Raw genomic sequence first — 18,614 nt, 5'->3', positions numbered from 1 at the left:
CGGCGTCCTGTACCGGATAATCCGTCCGGGTCGATGCCCATGGCAACCATGTGAGTCCGGACGGCGCAGTGCCGCGTGTCCGGATTCCGCCCCGGTTCCCCCACCGGCCTCCGCCCCGTCCCTCCGCCACCGCGGCGCCCGCGGACCCCGCGACGGCGGGTCTCCGGTCGCACACACCGGTCCGCGGGGCGAGCCTGGAAGCGTTCGGCTCCCGGAGGACGGCGGCTAAGGAAGGTCCCACAGTGAACAGCGCGAAACAGGTGTCAGACACGGGCCATGTATCGGCCGAGGTGGTGGTGGAGCTGGAGAGCTGCGCGACACAGGACGCGCATGCCGTCTTCAGCGCGCTGCGCACCTCCTTCCGCTCCGACCGGGCCGCGGACGACGTACCCGAAGAGGTGGCCGGGGCGGGCTCGACCGTGTGGACCTCGACCTTCGACGTGAGTGATCTCCGGTCCGCGGCCGAGCCCCGCCGGCTGACCGCGCCCGTCCTGGTCAGTCTCCAGGGCGGCTACTGGGCGGTCGACCAGCTGTGCAAGGGCCTGGAGTCCGCGTTCGCGGTACATGTCCTCGGCATGGCCGCCGGCGACCAGGAGAAGGAGGTCGAGCTGCGGCTGGAGACCCGTTAGCGGGTCACTCCCGGAGCGGAGCGGGGGAGGCGCGAGCACACGCGGTTCCTGACATGGCTGCGGACCGGCCGGGACGGGGTGTGCCAGGGGACTGCGGGGGCCGTGATCTGTTGCGGAACCCGCCCCGTGGGGTCACCATGACAAATGACCCATACGTGATAAATGCTCACTCTTCGTGTTTCGGGGTTCGTTGGTCCAACGAGGTGAAGGGCATGAGCCTCGCGGTGAGGAGCCATGACATGACACTTCCCAGCGACCGGCACTACACGGTCGAACTGCATGCTTCGGCGGAGCGTGTGCCGCAGATCCGGCGAATTCTGGCCGCGCACCTGCGGTACTGGGATCTCGAACTGCATATCCCGCCCGTATGCCGGGGAGTGGCGGAACTCCTGACCAACGTCCATCGCCATATCGGCCCCGACGCCCGCTGCGTCGTCGAACTCCGCTGGACCGGCCGCCACCTCACGGCCTCCGTCGCCGACCAGGGGCCACGGCTGCCGAAGCTGCTCTCCGCCGCCGGCGGCGGACTCTCCACGGTGGCGGCACTCAGCGACAGTTGGGGCACCTGCGGCACCCCGGACGGCAAGGTCATCTGGTTCACCCGGCGCGTCGAGGCGACCCGCAAGACCCGGCTGACGAGCCGCACACCGCTGCGCAGCGTGCCCGACGCGAAGGGCCAGCCGGCACTACCTCCGGCCCTCCCGGCCGAGCCGCTCGCCCCGCCCCCGCCCCTGCCCGAGGCCGCCGCCGCGGCCGAGGCCACCCCGGCGGCCTCGGCCGCGGTGTCGCTCGTCTGACCCGCCGCCGCTCGTTGTCGTCCGACTCGTCGTCGTCCGACGCACCGGCAACGAGGCCCGCGAGGCGCTGACGCGCCACCCCGTCACGCCTCGCCAACGGGCCGTCCGCCGTCCGCCGCGCCCCTCCCGCGGCCGCGCTGCGCCCGGGACACGGCGGCCGCGCTGCGCCCGGGACACGGTCCCGGACTCCTGCCGGAAGGCAGCTGAGGAGTTCACCGCCGTGACGCGGTCACCGGTCACGGTGTGCAGCCGGGTGTGACTCCGCCGTCCCGACCCTGGTGCTCGGCCGCCGCGCACCGTAGCGTGGCGCCCCAGGGCCGTCGGCCGCTCCCGAGGTGCGCGTCCCGCCCGCTCCAGGCCCTGTCCTGGCGTGCGTTGACGTGTCTCCAGGCCTTGTCCTGGCTGCGTTGATCTGCCGTGCAGCCGGCTCCGGCCGTGCCGTGCGCGCTCGCGGCAGTGCCCCGGCCGCCGCCCGGCACCTTGCGCCCCGTGCCCGAAGTGCCCTCCGGGCACCGCATACGACCGGCCGGACCAGGGAGTTCGCCGTCCGTACGCCGATGCGTCACATCTGGGACACCCCCCCTTCCCCGGGGCTGGTTCCTCTTGGAACACTCTGCTGACGCCAGTTTCCCCACGGCTCGGTACACAAGCGCATAGCATCACTCCCCATTTCGTGATCCCCACCGACATGAGGTCCCCAAAGTCATGCCTGAACTGAATCGGCGGCGTTTCCTCCAGATCGCCGGCGCCACCGCGGGCGTCTCGGCCCTTTCGAGCAGCATCGTCCGCGCCGCGGCCATCCCCGCCAATCGGCGCTCCGGCTCCATCAACGACATCGAGCATGTCGTCGTCCTGATGCAGGAGAATCGTTCCTTCGACCATTACTTCGGTTCGATGAAGGGCGTACGCGGCTTCGGTGACCCGCGTCCGGTCACCCTCGACAACGGGAAGTCCGTCTGGCACCAGTCGGACGGCTCCAAGGACGTGCTGCCCTACCACCCGACCGCCGACAACCTCGGTATGCAGTTCATCGAGGGCCTCAACCACGACTGGGGAGGCGGCCACAAGGCCTGGAACAACGGCAAGTACGACAGCTGGATCCCCGCCAAGGGCACCGGCACGATGGCGCACCTGACCCGCAAGGACATCCCGTTCCACTACGCGCTCGCCGATGCCTTCACCATCTGCGACTCGTACCACTGCTCGATCATCGGGGCCACCGACCCCAACCGCTACTACATGTTCTCGGGCCATGTCGGCAACGACGGCTCGGGCGGCGGCCCGGTCCTCGGCAACGAGGAGGTGGGGTACAGCTGGACGACGTACCCGGAGCGGCTGGAGAAGGCCGGGATCTCCTGGAAGGTCTACCAGGACATCGGTGACGGCCTGGACGCCAACGGCAAGTGGGGCTGGATCGAGGACGCCTACCGCGGCAACTACGGCGACAACTCGCTGCTCTTCTTCAACCAGTACCGCAACGCCAAGCCCGGCGACCCGCTCTTTGACAAGGCCCGCACCGGCACCGACGCCAAGAAGGGCGACGGCTACTTCGACCACCTCAAGGCCGATGTGAAGGCCGGCAAGCTCCCCCAGGTCTCCTGGATCGCCGCCCCCGAGGCCTTCTCCGAGCACCCCAACTGGCCCGCGAACTACGGCGCCTGGTACGTCTCCCAGGTGCTGGACGCGCTCACCTCCAACCCCGAGGTGTGGAGCAAGACCGCCCTGCTCATCACGTACGACGAGAACGACGGCTACTTCGACCACGTCGTCCCGCCGTTCCCGCCGGCCTCCGCCGACCGGGGCCTGTCCACCGTCGACTCCAAGCTCGACAGCTTCGGCGGCAACGCCACCTACGAGGCCGGTCCCTACGGGCTCGGCCAGCGCGTCCCGATGCTGGTGGTCTCCCCCTGGAGCACCGGTGGCTACGTCTGCTCCGAGGTCTTCGACCACACCTCCATCATCCGGTTCCTGGAGCGCCGCTTCGGGGTGCACGAGCCGAACATCTCGCCGTGGCGGCGTGCCATCTGCGGCGACCTGACCTCCGCCTTCGACTTCGGTCTGGAGAACACCAAGCCGGCCGCGCTGCCGGCCACCGACGGCTTCCGGCCGCCGGACAAGAACCGGCACGACAGCTATGTGCCGAAGCCGCCCGCCGACTCCGTCCTGCCCAAGCAGGAGCCGGGCTCCCGGCCGTCCCGCCCGCTGCCGTACGCGCCGTTCGTCGACGGGTCCGCCACCCCCTCCACGGGGCGCTACACCCTTGCCTTCAGCGGCGGTGACAAGGCCGGCGTCTGCTTCACCGTCACCGGGGGCAACCGCACCGACGGCCCCTGGACGTACACCACGGAGGCCGGCAAGAAGATCTCCGACACCTGGAACACCTCGTACTCCAAGGGCACCTACGACCTGTCGGTCTTCGGCCCGAACGGCTTCCTGCGCTCCTTCAAGGGCGACGGCAAGAAGGCAGGCCCCGAGGTGACGGCCCGCCACGACGGGACCGCCGGCCGCCTCGTACTCACCCTGGCCAACCACGGCCGCACCGACTGCCATCTCACCGTCACCCACGCCTACGGCGGCGCACACGAGACCTTCCCGGTCCGCGCGGGCGCCACCGTCAAGAAGACGATCGACCTGCGGGCCAGCAAGCGCTGGTACGACCTGTCGGTCACCTCCGACACCGACAGTACCTTCCTGCGCCGGTTCGCCGGCCATGTGGAGACCGGTGAGCCGGGCGTGAGCGACCCGGCGATCATCACGGGCTGAGCGGGCGGACCACGTCCGTCCGGTCTGCCGGCACAGCACGGGGCACCCGCCGATGCGGCGGGTGCCCCGTGGCGTCCGCCGTGCCGGCCGGAATCCGCCGGCGGCGCGGCCTGTGCGGTCTCCGCGGTCTGTGCGGTCTTCGGCCGGGCGAAGGCCGGCCGGGGCGCGATCCGCAGGAGGCGGCCTGGCGGTCCAGGCCGGCTCGTCGCCCGTCGAGGCCGGAACCGACGCCGCCGGCGGGCCGCGTCTTGTGTGAGAGCGCACTCCAGCTCCTAGCGTGGGCGCACGACCGGAGAGCTGCGCTGACCGAAGGGAACCACGTGCGCTACACACTGTTCGGCAGGACCGGCCTGCGCGTGAGCGAGCTGAGCCTGGGGGCCATGACCATCGGCGACGACTGGGGGTGGGGCGCCGCCAAGGACACCAGCGGCAGGATCCTGGACGCCTATGCGGGAGCGGGCGGCAACTTCATCGACACCGCCAACAACTACACCGACGGCGCCTCGGAACGGATCCTGGGGGAGCTGCTCGAAGGCCGCCGGGACAGCTTCGTCCTGGCGACCAAGTACACCTGCGCGACCCGCAAGGGCGAGGTGAACGCGGCGGGCAACCACCGCAAGAACCTGGTGCGGTCGGTGGAGGCGAGCCTGGACCGGCTGCGCACCGACCATCTCGATGTGCTGTGGGTGCACGCACGGGACAACTTCACGCCCGTGGAGGAGGTCATGCGGGCGCTCGACGACATGGTGCGGTCGGGGAAGGTGCTCTACGTCGGCGTCTCCGACTGGCCGGCCTGGGAGATCGCGCAGGCGAACACCCTCGCCGAGCTGCGCGGCTGGACCGCCTTCGCGGGATCGCAGCTGCGCTACAACCTGCTGGAGCGGACCCCGGAGCGCGAACTGCTGCCCCAGGCCCGCGCCTTCGACCTGGCCGTGCTGGCCTGGGCGCCGCTCGCGGCAGGCAGACTCACCGGCAAGTACCGCCGCGGAGAGAGGGGCCGGCTGGACGTCGTCGGCGCGGACGACCAACGGGACCACAACGCGCAGGAGACCGTCACCGCGGTGCTGGAGATCGCCGAGCAGGGCGGCTGGAGCCCGGCGCAGGTGGCGCTGGCCTGGCTGCGCAGCCGGCCCGGCAACATCATCCCGGTCATCGCTGCCACCAAGGAGAGCCAGATCCTCGACAACCTCGCCGCCGTCGATGTCACGCTGGACGCCGATGCGCTGGCGCGGCTCGACCGGTGCAGCGCGGTACCGCTGGGATTCCCGCACGACTTCCTGCGGGAGCCGGGCATCACCGAGAACGTCTACGGCGACCGCTGGTCCGAGATCGAGGACCGGCGCTCCACCTACCGCCGTACGACGAGCGAGATCCGCTGACCGGCACGGCCCGCTGCGTACGGAGGGCGCCGTGCCCCGGCGGGCGCCCGCACGTCCGCACGCCCCCGCCCGGTACGCCGAACGCCGCTGCCCGAATGGCGGGGCGGCGGCGTCTGCGGTCTATTGAGGTGTGTGTGCCCCGCCGGCTCACCGTGAGGCTTGGAGAAGCCGTGGCACCAGACAACTCCCTGGCGGAGCGCGGGCGGTCCGGCCGGCCCGCCCGCGCGATCGCACGGCTGCTGGCGGCGGCCGGGCTGGCCCTGGACGCCTATGTCCACGCCCGGCTCGCCGGCCGGTACGACACGGTCACGGCGACCATCGGCCAGGGCATGCTGTTCCGCATCGAAGCCGCGCTGGCCGCGCTCGCCGCCCTGCTCGTGCTGATCTGGCGCCGGCCGGCGGGCGACACCTTCGCCTGGCTCGTCGCGGCGGGCGGCCTTGCGCTGCTGCTTCTCTACACCTACGTGGGTGTGGGTGCGCGGGGGCCGCTGCCGGACATGTACGAACCGCACTGGAGCGGCGACAAGAAGCTCGCTGCCCTGGCCCAGGCCGTCGCGGCCCTGGCCATCACCTTCCTGCTGCTCACCCGCACCCGCGGGCCCAGCAGACACCGCAGATGAGGCCCGCCGCCGGGGTCACTGCTTCAGCGCGCTGCGCTGCTGCCACTGCGCCCAGTTCTCCTGCCAGACCTCCAGGCCGTTGCCGACATCGGTCTTGTTGGTGTTGCTGGTGCCCTTCACCTCGACCGTGGAGCCGACCGGCAGGAAGTCGTAGACCTTCTTGGCGTCCGAGGTGGTCATGCCGAAGCAGCCGTGGCTGTTGTTGACCACACCGACCGACTTGTTCCACGGGGCGGAGTGCAGAAAGGTCCCGGAAGCGGTGAGGTGGGTGACCCACTTGGAGTCCAGCATCCACTCGTCACCGTGGCCGATGGTGGCGGAGTCCATCGTCTCGGCCGCGTTCTTGCTGCGGACGGTGTGCACACCGCCGCGCGTCGGGTCCTGCGGGGAGCCCGCGGAGCCGGTGATGCTGCCGACGCTCTTGCCGTTCTCGTACATGGTCAGCGTGTGGGAGGGCACATCGATGACGGCCTTGTGATCGGCGCCGATACGGAAGCCGAAGTTGTAGTCCCGGGCGAACCAGCCGCCGTCGTCCCCGGAGTTGATCCCGGACAGTGCGCCCTTGACGGAGACCTTGGTGCCGGCCGGCCAGTAGTCCTTGGGGCGCCAGTCGATCCGGTCCTTGCCGGAGTAATCCTTGACCCAGCCCCAGGCGCCCTGGACGTTCGGCTGCGTGGTGACCTTCAGCGCCTTCTCGATGTCGGCGCGCCGGTCCTTCGCCACGGAGTGGTCGAACAGGATCGATATCGGCATTCCGGTGCCCACGGTCTGCCCGCCGGTGGGCGTGTTGGTGAGCTTGTTGATCTTGCCGGCCTGCTCGGTGGTGAATTTCGACGTGGCGGAGGATTCCTTGCCCTGCGTCGACTTCGTCGTGGTCCGCACGGTGTAGGTGGTCTGCGGCTTGACTTTGCCCTCCGATTTCCATGACGCACCGTCACCGGCGAGGCGCCCGGTGACCGTGCCGCCCTTGTCGTCCTTGACCTCGACCGAGGTGAGCTTTCCGCCGTCGGCCCGTACGGATATCTCCGAGCCGAGCTTGGCCGGCGTGTTTCCGGCGGCCGGGGTGACGGTCACCTTCGCCGCGGACTGCTCCGCCTTCGACGAATCGGCACCCGGCCCGCATGCGGTCAACAGGGCGCCGGCCGCTATCAGGGCGGGTATCAACCGGGCGGGTTGGCGACGTGGTCCGGCGTACACGGGGTCCCTCCAAAGCAGAAAAACTGACGGTGGCGGGGCCCGGCCCTGTGCGGGGATATCCGTCCAGGGCTGCTTGTGCGCCCGCCACATATGCAGAGGGTTTGTCTGCTTCGGGGGTTGTCCGGTGCGCCGGATCATTAGGACACAGTTCGATATCGGGGCATGGTGCGGCGGGGGTGCGGCAACACCACGCCAAGGCGGCAAGGCGGTAAGGCGCGAAGGCGCGAAGACGCGAAGACGCGAAGACGCGAAGACGCGAAGACGCGAAGACGCCAAGGCGGCGCGACACCCGGACGGTCCGGCGGCACGGCGGACAGCGGCGGGTGGCCTGCCGGCTGCCCGCCGCTTCCGTGTACGGCCCTTGCGTCAGGTGGACGGGGGTGTCGCGCCGCCTCCCGGCTGCGACCCGCCGCCGCCCGTCCCGCCGCCGGGCGTCTGACCGCCGGGTGTGCCCCCGGAGGTGGTCGGGGGCTGCCCGGTCGTCCCGCCGGTGGAGCTGGACCCTCCGCCGGTTCCCGTCGGAGACCCGGGGGTGGCCGTACCGGTGCCCGAGGTCGGGGAGCCGGAGGTCCCGGACGAGGTCTCACCGGCGGATGGTGACCCGTTCGGCGGCCCGGAGGAGGTGGGACCGCCGGGGGTCTCGGACGGCGGGGTCGTCGGGGTGTCCGTGGCGCCGGTGCCGCCCTCGGGACGCTTGAACCACTGGCCCGTCTTCGGGTTGCGCAGGATGAATTCCTTGACCTTGGACTTCGCGGGCGTGACGACGACCGCGTTCGAGGGCTGGTAGCCGGGCCACTTCGTGCCGGCCGTTTTCACCTCTCCCTTGAGGGGCGTCGGCTCGGTCAGCGGGTTCCCGCACTTGCAGCGCACCCGCGGTACTCCGTACGAGTCGACCATGACCGCCGTGCCGGCCTGCAGGACCGACTGGAAGGTGGTGGCCTTGCCGTCCTTGAAGCCGTGGTTGGTGACCCGGGTGTCATAGCCCAGCTGTACGGGCGTCAGCGACCGCAGATAGGACGGAACCTCGCCCGGCTGCTTGCCCAGCACGCCGGCGAACGCCTGGTTCCGCGCCGGGGCGCCGGTCAGATACGTGATCTGCTTCTCGACGTCGCAGCTCGCGCTGTTCTGGGTGCCGCCGTAGAGGCCGGGCGTCGAGCCCTGGAAGGTGCTGTTCCCGCCGCCGGACGGCTTTCTGGGCGTGGCGGACGGGGCCGGGGAGGACTCGTTCGCCGTCGACTTGGTGACCGGGTTCCGGCCGGTCGAGGCGGCCGGTTCGGCGAACACCTCGCTGGTGCCGGAGCCGCCCGGCCGGGTGAGCACGACCGTCAGGATCACCGCAGCGACCACGGCCGCCGCGAGGATCGCGACCCGTGGCGCGGACCGCCACCAGGGCCCGCCGCCCCCGGCCGCTCCGTCGTCGCCGCCACCGCGCCCGGAGCCGCCGCCCCCGCCTCCGCCTCCGTCGCCGGGGCCGCCCGGGGGAATGCCGGACCCCGGTGTGGCGGGCTCCGCCGGTGGTGTCCGCCCCGGTTCCGGGCTCACCTGTGTCGGCTCGTGCGAGGGCCCGGAGGGCCGGCCGGAGAGCGGGCCCGACGGCGGTCCTGTCGGGTGGCTGTCCGGCGGCGGGGGAGATGTCACGGCTACCTCTTCCGGCGCGAGTGGGCCATCCGGCGATGCGAATTTTGCCCGGTTTTGTCAATGTCCAGATCATTGTGTGTCCGGGGGTGACACCGTCCGCAAGCGGGGCGGCGCGCCGGTGCTTACGGTGGTGCGTACATGCCGTGAAGGCAGGACATGTACAGGGACGGGCGTGCTGTGCCGGACGGCCGTGAAGCCGGCGCATCCCGGCCAAGGTGTGCTTCCAGGCGGATCGTTGGTACGCGGTCCCGTGACCGGCAGGAGAGAGCGTGAGCCAGATGCGAGGCCCCGCACCGGCCGGTTCGCCGGGCCCGGTCCGCCGTGGCGCCCCACCCGCCGTACGGGCCTGGGTGGAAGCGCTCGGCGCGGCCGTGGCGGGCATCGTCACCATGATCGTGGTCGCCGCGCTCGGCCTGTGGGCGGCGGGCGCGGCGGACCTTCCCGGCGGGGCGTTCCCGTCCGTGGTCGCGGCCACGGTGCTGGTCGCGGCCGGCGGCTCGGTCGGTCTCACCGGCGACCTCGGCGGCCTCGCACAGGCCGATGCCGCCCTGGATGTCGTACCGCTGTCGGTCACGCTCGCCGGAGCGCTGGTGACCGCCGCCGTCTTCCTGCTGCCGCTGCGCCACCGGGCGGTGGCCGGCAACCGGGAACTGCTCGCCCGGATCGCCCGGACGGCGGTGTGCTGGCTGGTGCTTCTGTTGCTGCTCACGCTCGCCGCCCGGCACAGCTTCCGGATCTCCGTGGGCAACGACCTCGCCAACCGGATCGGCGCCGACCTGGGCGCCACCCCCACCGTCGGCTTCCGCGCAGATGTGCCCGCGACGCTCGGAGCCGGACTGCTGTGGGTGCTGGCGCTGCTCGTGCTGACCTTCGTCGTCTCGCGCCGGGCCCCGCTCTCCCCCCGGCTGCTGCACTTCCAGGACTCCGTACGGCCACCCGCCTTCGCGATGCTGCTGACGCTGCTCGGCTATGCCGTGATCGGGCTGGTCATCGGCATCGTCGAGCTCATCGCCAAGGGGCACCCGGCCGAGACCCTCGCGGTCATGTTCCTCGGGCTGCCGAACCTCGCCTGGATGGCGCTGGGCATCGGTACCGGCGGCGCCTGGGTGGGGCATGTGGACAAGGCCATCGGACTTCCCCTGCCGCAGGCCCTCGACCAGGTGCTCCGCACCCACGGGCAGCGGACCCTCGACCTCGGCTCGCTCGCGCGGTACGACGGCCGGGCCTGGCTGCTGGTGGCGGTGGCCGCGGTGGTGCTGCTCATCGCCGCCTTCACCGCGGCGGTCCGCTCCCCGGCCCGGCTGCCGGCCTGGCGGCACGCCGTCGAGATGGCCGTGGCGCTGGCGCTCACCCTGCTCGTCGTCGGACTGCTCACTCGCATCTCCGCCCACTACGGGCTGTCCCTGATGGGCGTCGGTGACCTCGGCGGCGACCTGGGCGGCAAGGTCACCCTGGAGCCGCAACTGCTCCGGCTGGTGGGCGTGGGCCTCCTCTGGGGGCTGGTCACCGGCTTCCTCGGCAGCCTGTTGGCCCGGCGGGTCCGCCATCCGGGCGAGGTACCGGAGCCGCACGAGCCGCGGGAGCCGTAACGAGCCGGGCCGCCGCTGACTGATCCCGCGCCCGGTTTCCATGCCTGAAGAAGTCCTGACAGCTTGACCTCGTTGCGGGTGCCGTTGGCCAACACCTCTGCCGGGCGTCCCTACTTGGTCCTTCCGCTATGCCGACAATGCCTGGCGCCACTGCTCGGCGACGGTACGGCTGAGCCGCTGGGTGTCGACGGCGTTCGAGTCCAACAGGCGCTGCATTCCGATGCCCCGCAACTGCCCCAGGACCGCCACCGCCACGTCCTGCGGGTCGATGTCCGCTCGTATTGTGCCGTCCGCGATACCGGCGGCCACGTCGTCGCGCAGATCCGCCCGGAATGCCTCGTCGCGTTCCCGGAAAATCAAGGAGAGTTCGGAAGTCGTCGATGCCTCGGCCCACAGCAACAGGAACACCCGGCTGGCAACCCCGTCGCGGCCGAGTTCACTGACGTAGCCTTCGATCAGGAGTACCAGGCGTTCGAGCCCGGCCGGCAGGTCACCGACGCCCGGGACGAACCCGCTCTGGCCGGACCTCGCCAGCGCATCGAGCAGCGCCTGTTTCGAGCCGAAGTGGTGGGTGACGATTCCCCGGCTGTACCCGGCCCGCTCACCGACGCGAGCCAGGGTCACCGCGCGCACTCCGGACTCCACCACCAGCTCCGCGGCCGCCACGAGCAACGCGGCTCTCGTCTCGGTGCGCCGCTGTTCCTGGGTGCGACGTGCCCTGCGGGCCGGGGTGCGCTGTTCGGGCGGCATGAGCGCGAGAATATCGCACGCACCCGAACTAACTTGCTTGTCGAATAACAAGTTTGCAAGGGTGGGGGAACCTCGCTCGCCATCTGAGCTCCAGGAGCCTCATGACCACAGTATTTGTGAACGGCAATCCCGAGACCGCCGCGATCTGGGACCCGCTGTGCGCCGAACTGGACAGGAGGGACGTCCTGCGTCTGTCCCCGCCCGGCTTCGGCGCGCCCATCCCGTCCGGCTTCGGCTGCACCGTGTCTGCCTACCGAGACTGGCTCGTCGCGGAGTTGGAGACACTTGGCGAGCCGGTCGATCTCGTCGGCCACGACGTGGGCGGCAGCACGGTCGTTTCCGTTGCCATGACCAGGCCCGACCTGCTGCGGACCTGGGTCAGCGACTCCCTGGGCGTGTTCGATCCGGACTATGTCTGGCACGACCTCGCCCAGCAATGGCAATTGCCCGAGACCGGCGAGAAGTCGGTCGCGGACTTGATGGGCGGCACGCGCGACGAACGCACCGAGCGCATGGTCGCCAGAGGCATCAACAGGCCGGTCGCCGCACGGCTGGCCGCCGCTCAGGGGCCGCACATGGGCCAGGCCATCCTTGCTTTCTACCGTTCCGCCATCCAACCGGTCATGGCCGAACTGGGCCAGAACCTCCCCGCCGCCGCAGCACGCCCCGGCCTCGCCGTCATCGGCACCGACGACCATCTCGTCGGCTCCCAGGACATGCGCCGCCGGTCCGCGACCCGGGCAGGAGCCCGGATCGCCACCCTCGACGGGTTGGGGCACTGGTGGATGGTGCAAGATCCGGTCCGCAGCGCGCGAGCCCTCACCTCATTCTGGGCCGAACAAAGTTCGGCGTAGGAGGCGGCGCGTGTGGCGTGCGGTTGGCCACGGTCGCGGGACTGCCCGACTCTGTTGAGTTCCTGCCGCTCCAGACCCGAACGTCTTCGTGCCTAAGGGCCGGCCCGTAGCCCCGCGCGGCCGGGGAACACCGGGGTCGCCCAGCGCGGCGGTGGCGGGGGAGCCGCGCTGCGCCGGCCGCCCTGGTCCGCCTGGGCGTCCACCCGCGTCACGGGGTGCGCGGACGGGGTGCCCGCGGCCGCCCCGGGGTCCGCGGTCCGCCCGGCCGCGCGCAGTGCCGCCACAAATCCCCGACAGGTCTCGTAGCGGGCCTCGGGCACCTTGGCCAGGGACTCGGCGAAGACCGTGTCGACGGCCTCCGGAAGATCCGGGCGCAGCTCCGTCAGCGCCGGCGGCGGATCGTACTGATGCGCCCACAGGAGCGCCATGTCGTCATCGCGCCGGAATGGCGGCGCCCCCGTCAGCATCTCGAACAGGACGCAGGCCAGGCTGTAGACATCGCAGCGGCCGTCCACCGGGCGGCCCGAGATCTGCTCGGGCGCCACATAGTCGAGCGTGCCGACGAACTGGCCGACGCTGGTGAACCCGGTCAGCGACAGGGACTTCTTCGTCAGCCCGAAGTCGGTGAGATAGGCATGCTCGGGGCGGTCGCTGTCGGTGCCCTCGGCGATCAGGATGTTGCCCGGTTTGACGTCCCGGTGCACGAGGTCGTGCGCATGGGCGGCGTCCAGCGCCGAGGCGACCTGGAGGGCGATCCGGCAGGCGGTCTCCAGGGACAGCGGGCCGTCGCGGTCCAGCAGAGCCCGCAGGTCCCGCCCCTGGACGTAGCGCATCGCGATGTAGAGCACGCCCTCGGTCTCCCCGGCCTCGAAGACCGGCACGATGTGCGGATGGTCGATCGCCGCGGCCACCCGCGACTCATGGGCGAAGCGCTGCCGGAAGGTGTCGTTGCGGGCGAGCTCGGGCGCCAGCAGTTTCACCGCCACGGTACGGCCGAGCCGCAGGTCCTCCGCGCGGTAGACCACCGCCATCCCGCCCCGGCCGATCTCGTCCTGCAGCAGATACCCGGCGATCCGCCGCCCGCTCAGACCGGAGGAGTCGGGAGCGGTGGAGCACTCGGGAGGCCGGCCGGGCGCTGCCTGCTCGCCGTTCACCGGATGTCACCCACGGGGTCCGGCGGCTGCGGCGGAGGATCACCGGGGCGCAGCGCCCGGGTCCGGTCGGGGTCGGGGGGCGGCGGGGCCGGCGGGGGCGGCGGGGGCGGCGTCGGGGGCTGCGCGTCCGCCGCTCGGGGTGCATCGGCTTCCGGCGGATCGGCTTCCGGCGGATCGGCTTCCGGGGCGGCTCCGGTGGTGGCCCCGGACCCGGACCCGGCCCCGGACCCTGCCCCTCCCCTGGTTCCGGTCCCGGAGGTCCTGGTCCTGGTCCCGGCATCGGACCTGGAACCGGCGCCGATGCCGGCGCCGGTGTCGTCGGCCGGCGGGCCCGCGGGATCCGCCGTCCCTCCCGGCCCGTCCTGCGCCTCCGGGGCTGCCCCCGGGGGCGCCCGCTCTCCCGAGCGTGACGACGGCCCCGCCGTCACCGCGTACGTCTGCAAGGACACCCCGTCGCAGTAGCACCACCGCTCGTGCCGCGCGTCGTACATCCAGACCGCATCGCCTTCCACGACCACCCCCAGCCGGGTGCCCCGGGTGCGCCGGGTGAACGACTCGCCGTCCAGCTGGCCGGCGGCCAGCTCCTCCACCAGCTGCCGGTACCGGCTCAGTTCACCCTCCACCGCGCCCAGCAGCGGACGGGGATCGGCGGTGCGGGCGGAGGGCTGCTCCGCGGCCGGCGGTTCGCGCGGTACGGACAGCAGCAGCCGGCCGTCCACCCATGCCGACCAGCCGTTGGAGCACAGCGCAAGGGCCCAGTCGCCGCGGCGGTCGATGATCTGGACCGGCAGCAGCGGATCGAGCGGCGAGGCCGGCCGGGTGGTGTCCGGCGCCGACCAGGTCGCCATCCCTTCCGGGGGGACGACATGGCTGGGGAGGAACTCGGGCGCGGTCACAGGCGGCTCCTCGGCGCTACTTGCGCATGATCTCGGGCTCGTGCCGCCGCAGCAGCTTGGTGACCACGAAGCCGAGGACCAGCGAGAGCACGACCAGCATGCCCATGTTCAGCAGCCAGGTCCCCGGGCTGTGCTGGAACAGCGGGTCCGAGGTCCCCTGTGGCACGAGGTGGTGCAGATCGATGGTGCCCGCCATGGCGCCGAGCGCCCACCGGGACGGCACCAGCCATGCCAGCTGCTCCAGCCCCGGCACACCGTTCAGTTTGAGCAACGCGCCGCAGAACACGACCTGGACGATCGCGAGGAGGACCAGCAGCGGCATGGTGACCTCCTCCTTCCGCACCAGCGCGGACACGAACAGGCCGAGCATCATGGCGGTGAAGGCCAACAGGGCCACCGCGAGGATGATTTCGATCAGTGGTGGCAGCAACACTCCTTTTCCGCCCGGTGCGTTCAGTTTGACGCCGAACAGTGCCACCAGCGTCAGCACCACGGCCTGGACGATGGTGATCACGCCCAGCACCAGCACCTTGGACATCAGATACGCCGAGCGGGACAGGCCCACGGCTCTCTCCCGCTGATAGATCGTCCGCTCCTTGACCAGCTCCCGTACCGCGTTGGCGGCGCCGGTCAGCACCGCTCCGACGCACAGGATCAGCAGTGCGTTGATCGCGGCCGAGCCCTTGGCGAGTGAGGACCCGGCCAGGGCGTGCGCCATTGCCCCCATCACGAACGGCAGCGCGACCATGATGATCAGGAAGGTCCGGTCGGCGGTCAGTGCCGCCGCATAGCGCCGCACCAGCGTGTTCAGCTGCTTGCCCCAGCTCTGCGCCTTGGGCGCGGCCACCGGGCCCCGCGGCGCCTCGGGGGCGCGCAGGGGCTGATGGGAGTCCCCGGCGACATAGCGCCGGTGCAGCGCCGAGGCGCGGAACTCCCCTGCCCAGTCACGGTCCTTGTCGTTCTCGAAGGCCTCGAACGCCTCCGGCCACTGCTCGTACCCGAAGTACGCCAGCGCCTCTGCCGGCGGGCCGTAGTAGGCGATCGTCCCGCCCGGCGCCAGCACCAGCAGCCGGTCGCAGACGTCCAGGCTCAGCACGCTGTGGGTGACGACGATGACCGTGCGGCCGTCGTCCGCCAGGCCGCGCAGCATATGCATGACGGAGCGGTCCATGCCGGGGTCGAGACCGGAGGTCGGCTCGTCGAGGAAGAGCAGCGACGGCTTCGTCAGCAGCTCCAGGGCCACGCTCACCCGCTTGCGCTGGCCGCCCGAGAGGCTGTGGATCGGCTGGTCCACCCGCTGGTCGAGGCCCAGTTCATGGATCACCTCGTCGACCCGCGCCTGCCGTTCCTCCTTCGCGGTGTCCTCGGGGAAGCGCAGTTGCGCGGCGTAGCCGAGCGCCCGGCGCACGGTCAGCTGCAGATGCAGGATGTCGTCCTGCGGTACGAGTCCGATGCGCTGGCGCAGCTCGGCGTAGTCGCGATAGAGGTCACGGCCGTCGTAGAGGACCGTGCCGTTGTCCGCGGGACGCAGCCCGGTCAGCGCGTTGAGCAGCGTCGACTTGCCCGCGCCACTGGGGCCGACCACGGCGAGCAGCGACTTCTCGCCCACAGGGAACGACACCTTGTCCAGCAGCGTTTTCTGGCCCTTGTCGACCCGTACGGCCAGGTCCTGCACGTCCAGCGAGACCTCGCCGGTGTCGATGAACTCCTGCAGTTCATCGCCGACCAGCGCGAAAGCGAAGTGGCCGATGCCGACGATATCGCCGGGGATCATCGGGGCCCGGTCCACCGGCCGGCCGTTGAGATAGGTGCCGTTGTGGCTGTCCAGATCGACGATCTCGAAGCCCTCCGGGCCCGCCCGCAGCTCCGCGTGCCGGCGGGAGACCGTGAGGTCGTCGACGACCAGGTCGTTGTCGGGCCCGCGGCCGATACGGGTGGTCCGGGCGGCCGGCAGCGGCCGTACCGCACTGGGCCTGCGGAAGGTGCGGGTGCCGGCGGGATATGAGACGGCGGAGGGCCGCTCCACCCGGGTCGGCCGTGGCACCCCGGAGAGCACCGCACACGGGCCGTCGGCGGGGTTGCCGAACCGGATCACACTGCCCGGTCCGATGCCGGTCTCCGCCACCCGCCGCCCGTCGGCGAAGGTGCCGTTGGTGCTGCCCTCGTCCTCCACCGTCCAGTGGCCGGACTTGGTGCGCAGCACCGCGTGGTGCCAGGAGACCCGGGTGTCACTCATGACGAGTTCGCTCTCGGGGTCCCGCCCTACGTGGTAGACGCGGCCGGGGCTCATCACCTGGGTACTGCCGTCGGACTCGACGACGAGTTCCGGTGCGGTGGGCGCATCCTGCCGCTCAGCCATACCCGAAATTTTACGGCGGCGGGCCGGGCCCCGCCTGTTGGCGCAAACGTTGCCGTGGCATACAAAGTACCGCCCCAAAACGGGATTTCAGGGCATGATCCCCTTTTATGTGAGCGAACACGACCGGCTACTCGCGAGAAACGGCGCAGGTCAACTAAGGTGAACCCTCCGATTAGCCCCACCTGTAAATTCCATGGAAATGCCGGAATTTGCCGCGCTGGTCGAAGGAAGTCCTGCCGAACCAGGACGCACAGTGCGGCGCAGGGCTACGTGGTGTCGGCAGCACCGCTCAACGTCGGCTTTGTAAGACCCAGCCGGCCCGTCGCGTCACCCGGGGTGCGACGGCGCCGGTTCCTTCTTATTCACCTACCTCGCGAAGGCAAGGCAGAGATGGCACGAGTCTCCCGACAAGACCCCCAGCAGTTCCCCCGCCAGCAGGTCCACCCCGTCGACGAGGTGCTCCCCGTCGGCAAGCTCACTCTCTACGGTTTCCAGCACGTCCTCGCTTTCTACGCGGGAGCGGTGATCGTCCCGATCATCGTCGGGAACGCCCTGGGCCTCTCCCACGAGGAGCTCGTCTATCTGATCAACGCGGACCTGCTGACCTGTGGTATCGCCTCGATCATTCAGGCCCTCGGCATCTGGAAGGTCGGCGCCCGGCTGCCGCTGGTCCAGGGCGTCACCTTCACCGCGGTCTCGCCGATGATCGCCATCGGCCTGGGTGCGGGCGGCGGTACCGCGGGACTGCTCGTCGTCTACGGCGCGGTGATCACCGCGGGCATAGCGACCTTCCTGTTCGCGCCATTCTTCAGCAAGCTGGTGAAGTACTTCCCCCCGGTCGTCATCGGCACGATCCTCACCATCATCGGCCTCACCCTGATCCCGCAGGGTCTGCAAGACGCGGCCGGCGGTGCGAAGTTGATCGGGCAGCCCGGATACGGCGATCCCAAGAACCTCGCCTACGCGCTGGGAACCCTGCTCTTCATCCTGGCCGTGGTCCGGGTCGGTAAGCCATATCTGAGCAGCCTCGCCGTACTGCTCGGCCTGGTCGCCGGTACCGCGGTGGCCTGGCTGCTGGGCGACGCGGATTTTGGTGCGGTGAAGGATGCCGACTGGTTCGGTGTCAGCACGCCCTTCCACTACGGCATGCCCAAGTTCGAGCTGTTCCCGATCATCGCCATGGTCGTCGTCATGCTGATCACCATGGTGGAGACCACCGGAGACATCTACGCCATCGGGGAGGTCACCCGTAAGAAGGTCGACAACGCCACGGTCGCCAACGCCCTGCGCGCCGATGGTGCCGCCACCATTCTCGGTGGAGTGCTCAACTCCTTCCCCTATGCAGCTTTTGCGCAAAACATCGGCCTGGTGCGGATGTCGAGAGTCATGAGCCGGTTCGTGGTGGTCGCGGCAGGCGGCTTCATGATCGTCCTCGGGCTGCTGCCCAAGGCGGGCAGCGTGGTGGCCGCGATTCCGCACCCGGTGCTCGGCGGTGCCGCGATCGCGATGTTCGGCATGGTCGCCGCGGTCGGCATCCAGATCCTGGGCAAGGTGGATCTGCGCGAGGAGCGCAATGCCCTGATCCTGGCCGTCAGCCTCGCCGCCGCGCTGCTGCCCAACGCCGTCGCGCCGTTCTTCCAGCGGATGCCGGAGGACATTCGGGCGGTCCTCAACAGCGGGATCACGCTGGGCAGTCTGACCGCCATCCTGCTGAACCTCTTCTTCAACGTCTTCACCCGCCGCAGCGCGATGGAGATCGACTGGGACGACATGGAGGAGGACGAGTCGGCGGAGGTGCACACCCCGACGGGCGCGCACCAGCCGGCCGGCGCGCACGGGCCGGCGGACCCGTACGACCCGCAGGGCCCGCACACTTCGCAGGGTCACTACACCCCGCAGGGCCACTACACCCCGCAGGGCCCGCACACCCCGCCCGGTTCGTCCGGCCCGCAGGGCTGGGGTACCCCCACCCACTGAGCCGCCAACGGC

14 protein-coding genes are annotated in these 18,614 nt (G+C 70.7%); 8 read left to right on the top strand and 6 right to left on the bottom strand.

Annotated elements, in window-relative coordinates; translation table 11 throughout:
* The first annotated feature begins 242 nt into the window (after positions 1-242).
* The 5 genes from ACWGJY_RS11330 (at position 243) to ACWGJY_RS11310 (ending at position 6,188) form a co-directional block, all read left to right on the top strand.
* Positions 243-629 (top strand): hypothetical protein, encoded by a 387-nt coding sequence (locus tag ACWGJY_RS11330; RefSeq protein WP_453260537.1) that lies wholly within the window; start codon positions 243-245, stop codon positions 627-629.
* Positions 630-868: 239 nt separating this feature from the next.
* Entirely contained in the window at positions 869-1,426 is a 558-nt protein-coding gene (locus tag ACWGJY_RS11325) for an ATP-binding protein (protein ID WP_453260536.1), read from the top strand.
* Positions 1,427-2,131: 705 nt separating this feature from the next.
* A complete protein-coding gene (locus tag ACWGJY_RS11320) occupies positions 2,132-4,189 on the top strand; it encodes a phosphocholine-specific phospholipase C (protein ID WP_453260535.1) in 2,058 nt (685 codons plus the stop codon).
* Between the two features lie 320 nt (positions 4,190-4,509).
* Positions 4,510-5,568, top strand: a complete 1,059-nt coding sequence (locus ACWGJY_RS11315; protein ID WP_453260534.1) for an aldo/keto reductase — start codon at positions 4,510-4,512, stop codon at positions 5,566-5,568.
* A 170-nt stretch (positions 5,569-5,738) separates the two neighbouring features.
* A complete protein-coding gene (locus ACWGJY_RS11310; RefSeq protein ID WP_453260533.1) occupies positions 5,739-6,188 on the top strand; it encodes a hypothetical protein in 450 nt (149 codons plus the stop codon).
* A 15-nt stretch (positions 6,189-6,203) separates the two neighbouring features.
* Here the strand turns inward: ACWGJY_RS11310 and ACWGJY_RS11305 are convergent, their stop codons facing one another.
* Together ACWGJY_RS11305 and ACWGJY_RS11300 are read right to left on the bottom strand one after the other, a co-directional pair.
* Positions 6,204-7,385 carry an Ig-like domain-containing protein gene (locus tag ACWGJY_RS11305; RefSeq protein WP_453260532.1) on the bottom strand — a complete coding sequence of 394 codons (1,182 nt, stop codon included), beginning with the start codon at positions 7,383-7,385 and terminating at the stop codon, positions 6,204-6,206.
* 366 nt (positions 7,386-7,751) lie between these two features.
* A complete protein-coding gene (locus ACWGJY_RS11300) occupies positions 7,752-8,732 on the bottom strand; it encodes a DUF6777 domain-containing protein (RefSeq protein ID WP_453260531.1) in 981 nt (326 codons plus the stop codon).
* 560 nt (positions 8,733-9,292) lie between these two features.
* On the opposite strand from ACWGJY_RS11300, the gene ACWGJY_RS11295 reads away from it, so the two are divergent.
* Positions 9,293-10,612 (top strand): streptophobe family protein, encoded by a 1,320-nt coding sequence (locus tag ACWGJY_RS11295; protein WP_453260530.1) that lies wholly within the window; start codon positions 9,293-9,295, stop codon positions 10,610-10,612.
* Between the two features lie 126 nt (positions 10,613-10,738).
* Here the strand turns inward: ACWGJY_RS11295 and ACWGJY_RS11290 are convergent, their stop codons facing one another.
* Positions 10,739-11,362 (bottom strand): TetR/AcrR family transcriptional regulator, encoded by a 624-nt coding sequence (locus ACWGJY_RS11290; protein WP_453260529.1) that lies wholly within the window; start codon positions 11,360-11,362, stop codon positions 10,739-10,741.
* A gap of 101 nt (positions 11,363-11,463) precedes the next feature.
* On the opposite strand from ACWGJY_RS11290, the gene ACWGJY_RS11285 reads away from it, so the two are divergent.
* The gene (locus ACWGJY_RS11285) at positions 11,464-12,216 is read left to right on the top strand and encodes an alpha/beta fold hydrolase (RefSeq protein ID WP_453260528.1); all 753 of its coding nucleotides are present in this window, start codon (positions 11,464-11,466) and stop codon (positions 12,214-12,216) included.
* Positions 12,217-12,308: 92 nt separating this feature from the next.
* Here the strand turns inward: ACWGJY_RS11285 and ACWGJY_RS11280 are convergent, their stop codons facing one another.
* The 3 genes from ACWGJY_RS11280 to ACWGJY_RS11270 are packed head-to-tail and all read right to left on the bottom strand — an operon-like array spanning position 12,309 to position 16,625.
* Positions 12,309-13,370, bottom strand: a complete 1,062-nt coding sequence (locus ACWGJY_RS11280; protein ID WP_453260527.1) for a serine/threonine-protein kinase — start codon at positions 13,368-13,370, stop codon at positions 12,309-12,311.
* Positions 13,367-14,266 carry a hypothetical protein gene (locus ACWGJY_RS11275; RefSeq protein ID WP_453260526.1) on the bottom strand — a complete coding sequence of 300 codons (900 nt, stop codon included), beginning with the start codon at positions 14,264-14,266 and terminating at the stop codon, positions 13,367-13,369. Before ACWGJY_RS11275 ends, ACWGJY_RS11280 begins: the two co-directional genes overlap by 4 nt.
* 16 nt (positions 14,267-14,282) lie before the next feature.
* Positions 14,283-16,625: an FHA domain-containing protein gene (locus ACWGJY_RS11270; RefSeq protein ID WP_453260525.1), complete on the bottom strand. Its 2,343-nt coding sequence runs from the start codon at positions 16,623-16,625 to the stop codon at positions 14,283-14,285.
* A gap of 390 nt (positions 16,626-17,015) precedes the next feature.
* On the opposite strand from ACWGJY_RS11270, the gene ACWGJY_RS11265 reads away from it, so the two are divergent.
* Positions 17,016-18,602, top strand: a complete 1,587-nt coding sequence (locus ACWGJY_RS11265) for a solute carrier family 23 protein (RefSeq protein ID WP_453260524.1) — start codon at positions 17,016-17,018, stop codon at positions 18,600-18,602.
* The last annotated feature ends 12 nt before the right edge of the window (positions 18,603-18,614 follow it).

The organism is Streptomyces sp. NPDC054765, from assembly GCF_053612065.1.
This window is presented reverse-complemented; position numbering and strand designations above follow the sequence as displayed.